Origin of the sequence: Synechococcus sp. TAK9802 (assembly GCF_014279535.1) — a bacterium.
Lineage (GTDB): Bacteria > Cyanobacteriota > Cyanobacteriia > PCC-6307 > Cyanobiaceae > Parasynechococcus.
In genome coordinates, this window is record NZ_CP047937.1 from 1,074,644 (window position 1) to 1,087,445 (window position 12,802).

Here is a 12,802-nt window from a genome sequence, read left to right on the forward strand (position 1 = left end):
GACATCACCGCCTGTTGCGTTCCCTTGCCGGCTGTTCCGCTGCATTGGTCCTGGTCCCTTCCAGCCGTGGTGGAACCATCGCCATTGCAAGGGCTTGATCTACCGCTGTCGCTGCGTTGTGTGCTGCGGCGCAGGGGATTCAGCTCCACATCCGAGGCCGAGAGCTTTCTCTCCCCTGGTGATCTACCGCCCACACGTGATCATTTCCCCGATCTCGAGCAGGCCTGTACACGCTTGGTAAAGGCCTGCCGTTCCCGTGAACGCGTCGCCATCTGTGGTGATTACGACGCCGATGGGATGACCAGCACTGCGTTGTTACTGCGGGCGTTGGCCCCGTTGGGTGCTGAGCCGGAACCCGCTATCCCCTCGCGGATGGAGGAGGGATATGGCCTCAATCCCGCCATGGTGCAGCGGCTCTACGACGATGGCGTGCGATTGCTGGTCACCGTTGATAACGGTGTTGCCGCGAGGGAAGCCCTCGAACTGGCCGCAAGTTTGTCGATGCAGGTGATCGTGACCGATCACCACACGATCCCGGCGCAACGGCCGCCCATGACTGCGCTCATTCATCCGGCCACCACCCCGGAGGGCTCGCCTTACCGCGGACTCGCCGGTGTGGGGCTGGCCTATGTGCTGGCCCATGCCGTTGCCGATGTTCTGAACAAACCAGAAGCCATCCGCGTGGCCCGGGATCTGTTTTGCATCGGCACGGTGGCCGATATGGCTCCTCTGGTGGGGGCCAACCGCAGTTGGTTGCTGGAGGGGCTGAACCATCTGCATCGCTCCGAGTGCAAGGGTGTGCAAGCGCTTCAGCGCCTGGCGGGTCTCGGGGAACGTCCGCTGACGGCAGAAGACATCGGTTTTCAGCTTGCACCGCGCATCAATGCAGTGGGCCGCCTTGGGGAACCGAGGCTTGTGGTGGATCTGCTCACGGCTGACGATCCCGATTCAGCCATGGCCCTCGCACGCCGTTGTGATGATTACAACCGCCAGCGACGGGATCTCTGCGACGCGATTGAAGCGGAGGCCGTGGCGCTGGTGGAATCGGAGTCCAGTGACGCTCTCCCCTCATTCCTGCTGTTGGCGCAAAGCCACTGGCACCACGGGGTGATTGGCATTGTTGCTGCGCGGCTGATGGAGCGTTATCACCGCCCCACCGCTCTTCTGGCCGGAGATGGAGATGGAAGTCTGCGGGCTTCGGTACGTGGACCCATCGGTTTCGCGGTGGATCGTGCCCTCTCCAATTGCAGTGATCTACTGACCCGCTTTGGAGGCCATCCCGCTGCCGGGGGGTTCACCGTTAAAGCGGAATTCGTGCATGCCCTGCATGAGCGCCTCTGCGCCGAAGCCGATGGCTGGTTGATGACCCAGGCCCAGGGGCGTCCCGTGCAACCTGACGCTCTTCTGCACCTGAAGGATGTGAACTGGGATCTGTGGCGCCACCTGCAATCCCTGGCCCCCTTCGGCATCGGTCATCCCAAACCCCTGTTCTGGTCTAGGGGGGTGAGCGTTGAGGATCGGCGCGACCTCAAAGGAGGACATCTGGCCCTAACGCTGCGCCAGGGTGACAGTGAGCGTCGCGCCATCGCCTGGCGATGGGATCCAGCGGCGCCTGTTCCCGCATGCTGTGACGTGGCTTACAGCATTGCGATCAACCGTTGGCAGGGTGAACAGCGTCTGCAGCTGGAGCTCAAGGCGATCCGTGCCCATACGGCGTTGGTGTTGATCGACCGCGGCACACGGCAGTACACCGCCCAGTTAACGGAAACCTCATGTCTGAAGCTCACCAATGGCGAGGGTGAGACGCTTCAGGCGAGCATTCGACAAGAACAATCCCTCACCAGCGACAACGATCTGGCGAGGGATCAGCGGGTGATTCAGTTGATCGAGGAAGCCTGCCTGGGATTGGGGCTACGTCCTTGAAACGAGGCGATCAGAGTGCGCCGCGGCGGTAGAAGAGGATGAAGATGACAGCGGGACCGGCAATGGTGATCATCGCCAGGGCGGCAAAGTTGGCGATCAGGTGAATGTCAAAGCCCATGGCGATGCAGCGCTGTCCAAAATCGTTACGCCTCCCAGGCTACGGGGCTCTGTCCCAAGAGCGACGGATTGGTTCTGATCTCTGTGATGGCTTGTCACAGCTTCAATCATGAGCCGAGAGACGCCGCAATGGACCTGCATCAAACACTGTGGAGCCTGTTGCCGACTCGCTCCGGAGGAACGGGCAGATGCCCTGGCGGCTTTGAACGAAGAGCAACAACGCACCTATCTGGCCATGGTTGGCCCTGATGGCTGGTGCATCCACTACGACACGGGCAGTCAGCGCTGCAGGATTTATGAGGAGCGACCTGATTTCTGTCGTGTCAGTGGTCTGGGCCGTCTTTTTGACGTTCCCGATGATCAGTTCGATGCCTTCGCCATCACCTGTTGCCAACAACAGATCCGCAGCACCTATGGCGGCCGCAGTGGCGTGATGCGTAGGTTCAAGCGCGCTCAGACCGCGGGAGGTTCTGTTGACGAGTGAGCAAACAAGCCCTGAGTCGCGCAGCTTTGCTGCCGTGCTGTTCAGCACCTTCACCACAGTGTTTGTGGCTGAACTGGGCGACAAAACCCAGTTGGCAACGCTGTTGCTCTCGGCCCAGTCCGGCTCTCCTGTTCTGGTGTTCATCGGTGCCGCGCTGGCATTGATTTCATCAAGCCTTGTGGGCGTTCTCGTCGGTCAATGGTTGGCCAAAACCCTTCCGCCTGAGCGTCTTGAACTGATGGCTGGGGTGCTGATGGTGGCGCTCGGCATCTGGCTCGGTCTTCAGGCCGCCAGCTCCCTTTGGCTCAATGCAGCGAGCTGACGATGGATTTTCCCCTTCTGATCTCCACGTTCTTGACCGTGTTCCTGGCCGAACTCGGTGACAAGACCCAACTCGCCACCGTTGCCATCAGTGGCACGTCCAATCGCCCCCTGGCCGTGTTTCTCGGCTCATCATCGGCGTTGGTTCTGGCCAGTTTGCTGGGGGCCTTCGCCGGTGGTTCCGTTGCAATCGTGATTCCCAGCGACCTGCTTCAACTGCTGGCTTCCGTTGGTTTCCTCGTGATCGGTGGCCGCTTGCTGGTTCCTCTCGTCCGTGATGGTGAAGCCAACTCGGACGGGGATCAAACTTCTGAGTCCTAAAGTGATTTTTGAAGGGCTGGCTCTGCACGGCCTGCTGAAGAGCGTCGACCACCCCTTCCCTCTCTCCCGGCCCTGATGGTCGGTTTCTGCGCACGCCACGATGAAATTTACAGTTGCCGATTTGCTGGATCAGCTCTCAACGGAGCACTCCTCTGAGCCCGACCAACTGGCCAAGATCCTCAAGCTCAGCAACAAGACGGACAAAGCGGCGCTTGAGCTTGCCGTTTCATCACTGATGAAAATCGGTGTGATCGAAAAGACCAGTGAGGGTGGTCTCACACGGCCCCAGGAGAGTGATCTGATTGATGCTCGCCTGCGTTGCAGCAGCAAAGGCTTCTGCTTCGCCATTCGCGATGACGGCGGCGAGGACATCTACATCCGTGACCATCAGCTGAACCACGCCTGGAATGGCGATCGTGTGCTGGTGCGGGTGACGCGGGAGGGCGGACGCCGCCGCTCTCCTGAAGGAGGTGTGCAATGCATCCTGGAACGGGCTACGCAATCTCTCCTGGCTCAGGTGGAGCAGCAGAGCGACCAGCTGCTCGCCTCCCCCTTGGACGACAGAGTGCTTGCCGGCATTGAGCTGCCAGCAGAGGATTCCAAGCATCTGCCCGGTGATGAGGTCTCCAGCGTTGTTGAGGTGCGCATCGATCGCTATCCCGTGGCTCAGCATCCTGCGGCCGGCCACATTGTGCGATCTCTCCCGCTCAATGGCGGACCAGCAGCCGACCGGGACCTGCTGCTGACCAAGGTTGGGCTCCAGGACCGTCCAACGGCACCCAGGAGCTCTGGCAAAACCCCTGCGTCCAAAGGACGGGTCGATCTCACCGCACAACCGTCGCTGCTGCTCAAAGGATGGAGTCAGGACGATGCACCGGGGTTACCTGCCGTGCACGTTGAAGCCAGGGACGGCGGTTGTCGCCTCTGGGTCCATGCGCCCAGCGTGGGCGAGCGGATCGGTCTTGGCAACAGCCTCGATGCCTGCCTGCGCGACCGCGGTGAAGCCCTTTGCCTCGGTGAAGTCTGGCAACCTCTTCTCACTCCGGCCCTCCACAAGGCCACCAACTTCTCGGCCGGGTCCGAGGCTGATGCCATCAGCGTTCGGCTCGACGTCTCTGCCAACGGTGAGTTGAGCGACTGGGAGTTCATGCTCAGCACGGTGCGCCCCGTCGCCGAGGTGAGCGCCGAACAGTTGGTCGCCCTGGCGGAACGCAAACCCAAGGCGCGCAGCGTCCCGACCGCCCTCAAGCCGATCAAAGACCAACTCGGTCAGCTGGAGACCCTGCGCTTCTGCAGCACGCTGTTGCTGGAGCAGGAGCGTGCCAACGGGGTTGTGCAGCTCGATCTCTGCCCTCCACAACTGGAGGCCCTTGGTGACCTCTGCAGCGCAGATCCCTCCGGGTTGCGGCATCGCTGGGTTGATGCGTTCAACCCGGTCGACCCCCATGCGTTCCTTCAGCCTCTGTTGAGGGCCGCCGACCGTGCGTGGACCGCACAACGACTCGAGCTCCAACTGCCGGGCATCACCGTTGAAGCGGATGAACCCGATGGCAGCGTGCTCACCGATGTGGCAAAGACAGCCATTGCCCTGGATCTTCCCCTTGAACTGGATGACGACGGCTGTCCATCAGCTTCGGAGCTCGTTCAGGTGTTCAAAGACAGCGGTCAGCGCCGGGTGCTGGAACAACAACTCAGTCACGCCCTGCCACCTCTCAACCTTGTGGCATCCACAGAGGTACCCCCTGCGGCAGCAGATTCCGATGGGGACGAAGCTGCTGCGTCAAGCCGGAACAGCTCACTGACCCCATGGACCTGTGCCACCCAGCACTACGTCCACCTGGTGAATCAACAGGTGATCGTTGCGCTGCTGACCGATGCCAAGGATCGTCCAACCGTCCGTCACAAGACCCGTCTGAAGCTTGGCCTCAAGGGTGCCGGTGCTGATCTCACGTGGCCCCTGTTCACCGCATCCCAGGACGAGAAGTTGAACGGATTGGTGAACGAGCGCACCGTGCAGCGGCTCAACACGCGACGGCGTCAGGTGTTGGAACTGGAAAAGGATCTGCTTTCGATGATCCAGGCCCGTTCAGCCCAACCCCTGATCGGCGAACAGGTGGAAGGGCGCATCAGTGGTGTGCAGAGCTACGGCTTTTTCGTGGAAGTTGGTGAAAGTCGCGTTGAAGGGCTGGTGCATGTGAGCTCCCTCAACGATGATTGGTACGAATACAGATCACGCCAGAATCGCTTGGTCGGGCGGAAGAACCGTCAGACCTATCAACTCGGCGATGCCGTACAGGTGCGCGTGATCAATGTGGATGTTCTGCGCAACCAGATCGACCTTGAGGTCATCAGCCAGGGTTCCAGTGGCTCCACGGAACCTGAATCCTCAGCGCTTGAATCCTCAGAGCCGCTGCCCGTTGCCCTCAGTGAGCGCTGAGTGATGCATCCCTACGTTCTGGCAGTCACCGGTGCATCCGCTCAACCCCTGGCCGAGCGTGCCCTACAGCTGCTGCTGCAACGCGGGCGCTCGGTGCATCTTGTGCTCAGCCATGGTGCCCATGAGGTGTTTCGTGCGGAACAGGGCCTGACGATCCCTGTTGATCCCCTGAAACAACGTGCGTTCTGGCGAGAGAGGCTGTCGGTGGAGAGTGGCGAGCTCACCTGTCATCGCTGGAATGATCAGGCTGCCTGCATTGCCAGTGGCAGCTACAGAACCCGGGCGATGGTCATCGTTCCCTGCAGCATGGGAACCGTCGGGCGTATCCATGCCGGTATCGCCGCAGATCTGATCGAACGTTGTGCGGATGTGCATCTCAAGGAGCGTCGGCCCCTGGTGATTGCGCCCCGGGAGATGCCTTTCAACCTGATTCACCTCCGCAACCTCACCGGCCTCGCTGAAGCTGGAGCCACCATTGCCGCTCCCATTCCGGCCTGGTATACCCGGCCCGATTCCTTGGAGGAGATGGTGGAATTTCTGGTGGTGCGCCTGTTCGACGGCCTGGAGGAGGACCTTGCACCCCTGAAGCGCTGGCAGGGCCCCCTGGAATGAGCATGTTTCAGCGGTTGCTGCTGATTCCCTGCCTGGCGCCACTGCTGGCGTTGCTGGTTCTTTCGGCCACCAATGTCGGAGACAAGACCCGGATCCGTCTGCTGGTTTGGACAACACCTCCGCTCCCCGTTGGTGCGTGGACAGCGCTGGCTGGCGTTGGTGGTGCGGCCGGAGCCGCTGTCGCAGCGGTTTTGGTCTCACCAGTAGAGCGTCCTCTGAGTCGCCAGAGGCGATCCCCTGTTCAACCGGAGTTTGAGGAGAGGGGCTACACCGACTACGAACCGACACCCAGATCCAGCACAAACCCAGGCCCCGAACGAGATGTGAGAGAACCGGCTCCAACGGTGTCTGTGGCCTACCGCGTGATTCAACGCCCTTCGTCAGTCCCCCCGCAGTCAGACGCTTCATCAGGCACTTCAGCAGTGGGCTCTCCTTCTCAGGAGTTGAGTGATTGGGGAGATGATCCGGAGGCGAACTGGTAAGCAACGCACCAAGCTGCTTACAGTTGCTCCAGCAATGCTGGATCGGTGAGCGAAACCCCAGTCGAGAAGCAGTCTTCAGGTCAAGAGGCCCCTGCCAAAGCGGCGCCGAAAGCGAAGCCGCCCAAGCCGGAGGACAAGCCCTTCCCTGAATTCATCGACACACTGTTTTTGCCGGCCGTCGCCAAGCAGTTGGCCGAACATGACATCACCGCTGATCGGCTCGAGCGCGTGGATGGGCAGCGTCCCGTTGTCGGTGGTGAATGTCCAATGGTGGTTGGTGAGCTTCCAGGGGGGCGCCGCTTCTGGGTCTGCTTCTCCAAGGCCGACATCAACAGCGCCAAAGTGATTGCCCTGGCTGATGCCGGCAGCGAGCCAACGCTGCTGGAGAGCTTTCTGATCGATGAGAAGCGGATGTCTTTGGCCCTTCTCGTTTCCCGTCTCTTGCAACGGCTCAACGGCCAAAAGTGGCTGGGAGGTAACTAACCGCCCGCATTGGCCTCGGGGGTTGGGCTGACACGCCTACATTGGCAGGATCGTGAACCGCAACTGATGGTCCCTCCCACCGCCGTGGCCGAAGCCAGCGCTGTAGCCATCAAGGATCCTGTCAAGGACACAATCCTGACCCCTCGCTTCTACACCACCGATTTCGAAGCGATGGCGGCAATGGACCTTCAGCCCAATGAGGCTGAACTTGAAGCCATCTGTGAAGAATTCAGGAAGGATTACAACCGCCACCACTTCGTTCGTAACGAGGAGTTCGAGGGTGCTGCGGACAAGCTGGATCCTGAAACCCGCAAGGTGTTTATCGAATTCCTTGAGCAGAGCTGCACATCGGAATTTTCAGGATTCCTGCTCTACAAGGAACTGAGCCGCCGCATTAAGGCGAAGAACCCTCTTCTGGCCGAGTGCTTTGCTCATATGGCTCGGGATGAAGCTCGCCACGCCGGCTTCCTCAACAAGTCGATGAGTGATTTCGGCATGCAGCTGGATCTCGGCTTCCTGACCGCGAACAAGGACTACACGTTCTTCAAGCCGAAATTCATCTTCTACGCCACCTACCTGTCTGAAAAGATCGGCTACTGGCGTTACATCGCCATTTACCGCCACCTCGAAAGGAACCCCGACAGCAAGATCTTCCCGATCTTCAACTTCTTTGAGAACTGGTGTCAGGACGAAAACCGACATGGTGATTTCTTTGATGCCCTGATGAAGGCCCAACCGGACACGGTTCGTGGCCCCATCGCCAAACTCTGGTGCCGCTTCTTCCTGCTTGCGGTGTTCGCCACCATGTACGTGCGCGACGTGGCCCGCAAAGAGTTCTACGAGGCTCTCGGATTGGATGCTCGCACCTACGACAAGATGGTGATCGAGAAGACCAACGAAACGTCTGCGCGCGTTTTCCCCGTTGTTCTTGATGTGAACAACGACAAGTTCTGGACACGCCTCGAACGGCTGGTGGCCAACAACGCCGCATTGGAAAAGGCTGATGCCAGCGAGGCCATCGCTCCTCTGAAAGTGCTTCGCAAGCTGCCCTTCTGGATCGGAAACGGTGCCGAGATGGCCAAGCTGTTCCTGATGCCAGCGATCGACAGCGATCGTTTCCAGCCAGCTGTGCGCTGAGGGGACTCCCCCGGCCCAATCGAGGAGATTTCTTGACCAACGCCTTTTCGAATCAGTGGCAAGGACTCTTGGAGTCCTTGCTGCACCGTGGCAGCTCCGCAGGAGCCGACCTGGTGGAGGTGTTTCTTGAGCGCACCGACCACATCGGTTTGCTTGCCGAACAGGATCGGATCACCAGTGTGAATCCGTCGTTCGCCCGTGGAGCTGGCCTCAGGGTGTTCCGTGACGGCCGTGATGGCTTCGTCAGCACCAACGATCTCAGCGAAGCCGGCCTCCAGCGCGCCCTCGATCAGGCCCTCGCCATGCTCGGTCTCGAAGCGCAACAGCTCACGTCCCCTTCAGCTTTTGAAGGGTTGAAGAAGCTGACCGACCACGGCTTGAACAAAGCCGACTGGCTGGAACGCTGCCCCTCCCTGGATCAGGCCAGCCAGTGCCTGCTCAAAGGCACAGACCATCTCAATCGTCTTGGTCAGCACCTGCAGGTGCGCCGCGGCAGTTACGCCCGCGACTGGCAGGAAGTGCTCGTGGCTGCTTCCGATGGAACTTTTGCCCGCGACATCCGCCTACATCAGTCGACAGGTCTATCCGTTCTTGCCGCTGACGGCGATCACCGATCCAGCATTGGCCGCCGCTATGGCAGTTCAGATCGTCCGGACGATCTTCGGGACTGGAATGCCGAAGCCAGTGCAGCTGAAGTGTGCAATAGCGCTGGAACGATGTTGCGGGCCGACTACGTGGATGCCGGACAGATGCCGGCTGTTCTCGCCAACCGGTTTGGTGGCGTGATTTTCCACGAGGCCTGCGGCCACCTGCTCGAAACAACCCAGATTGAACGGGGCACCACGCCTTTTGCTGACCGGGTTGGTGAACTGATCGCTCACCCTGCAGTCACCGCCATCGATGAAGGGCTGAGTGGTGGATCCTTCGGTTCCATCTCAATGGATGACGAAGGAATGGAACCTGAGCGCACCGTGCTGATCAAAGACGGGGTGCTCCAACGCTTCATCAGTGACCGGGCCGGTGAACTGCGCACGGGCCACAAGCGCACCGGAAGCGGCCGGCGTCAGAGCCATGCCTTTGCAGCTGCGAGCCGGATGCGAAACACCTTCATCGACGCCGGTCCGCATACCCCTGAGCAGTTGATTGAATCTGTCGATCAAGGCCTGTACTGCAAGGCCATGGGTGGAGGAAGCGTCGGCCCGACAGGTCAGTTCAATTTCTCCGTTGAAGAGGGGTATCTGATTGAGAACGGCAAACTCACCAAACCGGTGAAAGGGGCGACGTTGATCGGTGATGCCAAGGAGGTGATGCCACGCATTTCGATGTGCGCCAACGATCTAGAACTGGCTGCCGGGTTCTGCGGGTCCGTGAGTGGAAGTGTGTTCGTCACCGTGGGCCAACCCCACATCAAAGTTGATTCGATCACGGTGGGGGGCCGTTGATGATGAGCAGCAACAACAGCCTTAACGCCACGGATCTCAGGGATCGCCTTCAGACCCTCGCCTCGCGTGAAGGCATTCGTCGTTGGGATCTTGGTGCCGCCTGCAGTGACGATTGCTCCGTTCAGGTGGATCGTGGTGAAGCCAAACAACTCAAGGCTTCGCAGCGGAGCTCCATCACCGTCCGGGTTTGGAACAGCGATGGCCTGGTAGGCATCACCAGCACCACCGACCTCTCCGATAGCGGCTTGGAACAAGCCCTGGTGGGAGCCCATACGGCCAGCCGTTTTGGCAATCCCGAGGACATCCCTGAGTTCTCCCCCCTGGCCACAGCTCCACTCCCCGAGCTCGATCGCCCGCTTCAACCACGCCAAGGAATCCTCCCCCTGCTGGAGACCCTTCGGGATGCGGAAGCCGATCTGTTGGGTCGTCACCCTGCGATCCAGACCGTCCCCTACAACGGACTGGCGGAATCCCTGTCCCAGAGCCTCTATCTCAATAGTGAGGGAGCACTGCGCCAGATGGAGCGCACCCAAGCCAGCCTGTATCTCTACGCGAGGGCGGAAGAAACAGGTCGTAAGCCCCGCAGTGGAGGAGCTGTTCGTTTGGGTCTTGGCAGCAGCGAACTGGATGTTCAAGGCTGCATCAGCGAGGCCGTTGATCGCACCGTCAGCCATCTGGATTATCGACCGATCGAAACCGGGAGCTACCGGGTTTGCTTCACCCCCGAAGCCTTTCTCTCACTGCTTGGTGCCTTCAGCAGCATGTTCAATGCGCGTTCGGTGCTCGATGGGGTGAGCTTGAGCCAGCGGGATTCGATTGGATCCGATGTGGCGGTTCCCTTCTTCAACCTCCACGATGACGGCCTCCACCCCGGACACATCAGTGCAGCAGCCTTCGATGGAGAGGGAACACCAACCCGACGTCTCTCCTTGATTGAGGGCGGAACCCTGCGGAATTTCCTTCACTCGGAAGCCACGGCCCGAGCCTTTGGTGTTCAACCCACCGGCCACGCTGGACTTGGTGCCAAGGTTTCGGTGGGTCCAGACTGGTTCGTGGTTGGTTCCAACCCGAAGGTGAGCAGCGGTAACAGCCTCAACCACCGCACCGAGTCAGGCCCCTTCGTGCTGATTGAGGATCTGTCAGCGCTTCACGCCGGTGTGAAAGCCACCCAGGGATCTTTCTCCTTGCCCTTCGATGGATGGTTGGTGAACAACGGCGAACGGGTTTCCGTTGAAGCAGCAACGGTTGCCGGTGACATCCGCTCTGTTCTCAACGGCATAGCTCATCTGGAAGCTGATTCTGAAATCACCCACCGAGGCGTTTCCCCTCATGTTTGGGTGGATGGACTCTCCATCACCGGCGAAGCCTGACGTTGAAGATTCTGTTCTGGGGGACACCGGTCTATGCGGTGCCAACCCTTAATGCACTGCATGATGCGGGCCACACCATCGTTGGGGTCGTCACGCAGCCGGATCGTCGGCGGGGTCGAGGCAAACAGCTAGTTCCATCACCGGTGAAGGCGAGGGCGGAAGAACTCGGTCTTCCTGTGTTCACCCCTGAACGGATCCGACGGGATGACGATTGCAAAGCCAAGCTCGCTGCACTCGGTGCTGATGCTTCTGTGGTCGTGGCCTTCGGACAGATCCTTCCCAAGGATGTGTTGAAGCAGCCTCCCCTGGGCTGCTGGAACGGCCACGGATCATTACTTCCGCGTTGGCGTGGTGCTGGTCCCATCCAGTGGTCCCTGCTCGAAGGGGATCAGGAAACGGGTGTGGGGATCATGGCCATGGAAGAAGGGCTCGATACTGGTCCGGTTCTCCTCGAGCAACGCACCCCGATCCAACTGCTGGAACCTTCCATCGCCTTGGCCGAACGGCTCAGTGCTCTCACTGCAGAGCTGATGGTTCAGGCGATGCCACTGATTGAAGCGGCAGGACCGGGTACAGAAGACGAGAGATTGGCAAGGCTCAACGTGCGGGTTCAGGCCGAGGGGTCGACCTATGCCCGCATGCTGGAGAAGCAGGATTTCCAATTGGATTGGTCTGCCCCTGCCCTCAGCATTCATCGCAAGGTGATGGGGCTTCATCCCGGAGCGTTCACCCAGTGGCAAGGCAAACGCCTGAAGGTGTTGCGTACGGAGCCGTTGATCGAGCGCCTGCAGGATCAACTCAGTCCTGAGGGACGTAACCTCGTGGGCCAATGGCCCACCGGCGGGCAACCCCCAGGGACGATCCTTGCAGTGATCGAAGATCTGGGGCTTGTGGTGAGCAGTTCAGGCTGCCCCCTTCTGATCCGGGAGGCACAGCTGGAAGGGAAAGCACGCAGCACAGCCCCCGTTCTGTTGCAGCAACTCAACGCCACTCCCGGAGATCGATTGGGCGAAGGTTGATTCAGGATTCCGTGTACAACATCCGCGCTTGAGACCAAACCCGATCGAGATCCTGCTCGGAGAGCTGAAGAGCTTCCGGGAACATCGTCGAGAGCCATTGTTGGCGCTTCAACAGGGTGTCAGCTTCAAAAAATGTTTGCTGCGAGGCCAGAATTCTGAATTTGAGAAATTCCAGCAACCTTGCGCGCAAGCGAAACGTATCGATGAGTTTGATCCGTTGGCCTTGATCACAGAGATGAATGGTGCCGCCTGTTTCCACTCCGCATAATCGCGGTGCAAGCAATTCCAACGTTGTCGGCGGTTGCCAATGGCGCAACTTTGTCTCGGGGTGGGGGTAATAAATCCAGCCGTTCACAACCTCACTTTGGGGAGTCTTGATCTGGACACTCCAGAACGAGAACGTTTCGGGGGGGTGGAGGTCTGTCCATCGCACCTTTTCAAACAGGTGATCTGGATTTGAAAGTGAAACCTCGAGGGGGGCAAAGTCGAGATTCATCGTGCCGAAGTAACAGTCCGAAAGGTCCAGCCCTAAGGACTGGAACACGGGAAATTGCATTTGAATCGTGCCATCCGGATACGGTGAATCGTTGCTTGTTCCGGAGGCGACGCCATGGCCAGCACAGAGTCGCCCAGTGAGCCAGTCCGGTTTCATCA

General features: G+C 59.8%; 14 protein-coding genes. 12 read left to right on the forward strand and 2 right to left on the reverse strand.

The window, feature by feature from the left end:
- The first annotated feature begins 24 nt into the window (after positions 1-24).
- A complete protein-coding gene (gene recJ / locus SynTAK9802_RS06245) occupies positions 25-1,923 on the forward strand; it encodes a single-stranded-DNA-specific exonuclease RecJ (protein ID WP_186497868.1) in 1,899 nt (632 codons plus the stop codon).
- A gap of 10 nt (positions 1,924-1,933) precedes the next feature.
- Here the strand turns inward: recJ and psb30 are convergent, their stop codons facing one another.
- On the reverse strand, positions 1,934-2,041 hold the full coding sequence (gene psb30 / locus SynTAK9802_RS06250) for a photosystem II reaction center protein Ycf12/Psb30 (RefSeq protein ID WP_025362280.1): 108 nt from the start codon (positions 2,039-2,041) through the stop codon (positions 1,934-1,936).
- Between the two features lie 108 nt (positions 2,042-2,149).
- Here psb30 and SynTAK9802_RS06255 point away from each other — a divergent pair, with 108 nt between their 5' ends.
- The 11 genes from SynTAK9802_RS06255 to fmt all read left to right on the forward strand — a co-directional run bounded on the left by SynTAK9802_RS06255 (position 2,150) and on the right by fmt (position 12,148).
- The gene (locus tag SynTAK9802_RS06255) at positions 2,150-2,524 is read left to right on the forward strand and encodes a YkgJ family cysteine cluster protein (protein ID WP_186497870.1); all 375 of its coding nucleotides are present in this window, start codon (positions 2,150-2,152) and stop codon (positions 2,522-2,524) included.
- The gene (locus tag SynTAK9802_RS06260) at positions 2,514-2,846 is read left to right on the forward strand and encodes a TMEM165/GDT1 family protein (protein WP_115009029.1); all 333 of its coding nucleotides are present in this window, start codon (positions 2,514-2,516) and stop codon (positions 2,844-2,846) included. The genes SynTAK9802_RS06255 and SynTAK9802_RS06260 overlap by 11 nt, the downstream gene beginning before the upstream one ends.
- Before the next feature lie 2 nt (positions 2,847-2,848).
- Positions 2,849-3,166: a TMEM165/GDT1 family protein gene (locus SynTAK9802_RS06265; RefSeq protein WP_186497872.1), complete on the forward strand. Its 318-nt coding sequence runs from the start codon at positions 2,849-2,851 to the stop codon at positions 3,164-3,166.
- 100 nt (positions 3,167-3,266) lie between these two features.
- On the forward strand, positions 3,267-5,603 hold the full coding sequence (locus tag SynTAK9802_RS06270) for an RNB domain-containing ribonuclease (protein ID WP_186497874.1): 2,337 nt from the start codon (positions 3,267-3,269) through the stop codon (positions 5,601-5,603).
- 3 nt (positions 5,604-5,606) lie between these two features.
- Positions 5,607-6,215, forward strand: a complete 609-nt coding sequence (locus SynTAK9802_RS06275; protein ID WP_186497876.1) for a flavin prenyltransferase UbiX — start codon at positions 5,607-5,609, stop codon at positions 6,213-6,215.
- A complete protein-coding gene (locus SynTAK9802_RS06280) occupies positions 6,212-6,697 on the forward strand; it encodes a hypothetical protein (protein WP_186497878.1) in 486 nt (161 codons plus the stop codon). Before SynTAK9802_RS06275 ends, SynTAK9802_RS06280 begins: the two co-directional genes overlap by 4 nt.
- Positions 6,698-6,742: 45 nt before the next feature.
- Positions 6,743-7,180: a DUF2996 domain-containing protein gene (locus SynTAK9802_RS06285; RefSeq protein ID WP_115162053.1), complete on the forward strand. Its 438-nt coding sequence runs from the start codon at positions 6,743-6,745 to the stop codon at positions 7,178-7,180.
- A 66-nt stretch (positions 7,181-7,246) separates the two neighbouring features.
- The gene (gene acsF / locus SynTAK9802_RS06290) at positions 7,247-8,317 is read left to right on the forward strand and encodes a magnesium-protoporphyrin IX monomethyl ester (oxidative) cyclase (protein ID WP_186497880.1); all 1,071 of its coding nucleotides are present in this window, start codon (positions 7,247-7,249) and stop codon (positions 8,315-8,317) included.
- A gap of 32 nt (positions 8,318-8,349) precedes the next feature.
- Positions 8,350-9,759, forward strand: a complete 1,410-nt coding sequence (locus SynTAK9802_RS06295; RefSeq protein WP_186497882.1) for a TldD/PmbA family protein — start codon at positions 8,350-8,352, stop codon at positions 9,757-9,759.
- The gene (locus SynTAK9802_RS06300; RefSeq protein ID WP_186497884.1) at positions 9,759-11,129 is read left to right on the forward strand and encodes a TldD/PmbA family protein; all 1,371 of its coding nucleotides are present in this window, start codon (positions 9,759-9,761) and stop codon (positions 11,127-11,129) included. The genes SynTAK9802_RS06295 and SynTAK9802_RS06300 overlap by 1 nt, the downstream gene beginning before the upstream one ends.
- A 2-nt stretch (positions 11,130-11,131) precedes the next feature.
- Entirely contained in the window at positions 11,132-12,148 is a 1,017-nt protein-coding gene (gene fmt / locus SynTAK9802_RS06305) for a methionyl-tRNA formyltransferase (RefSeq protein WP_186497885.1), read from the forward strand.
- A gap of 1 nt (position 12,149) precedes the next feature.
- Here the strand turns inward: fmt and SynTAK9802_RS06310 are convergent, their stop codons facing one another.
- Complete coding sequence (locus SynTAK9802_RS06310; protein WP_186497886.1) at positions 12,150-12,800, reverse strand: hypothetical protein; 651 nt, start codon at positions 12,798-12,800, stop codon at positions 12,150-12,152.
- Between the last annotated feature and the right edge of the window lie 2 nt (positions 12,801-12,802).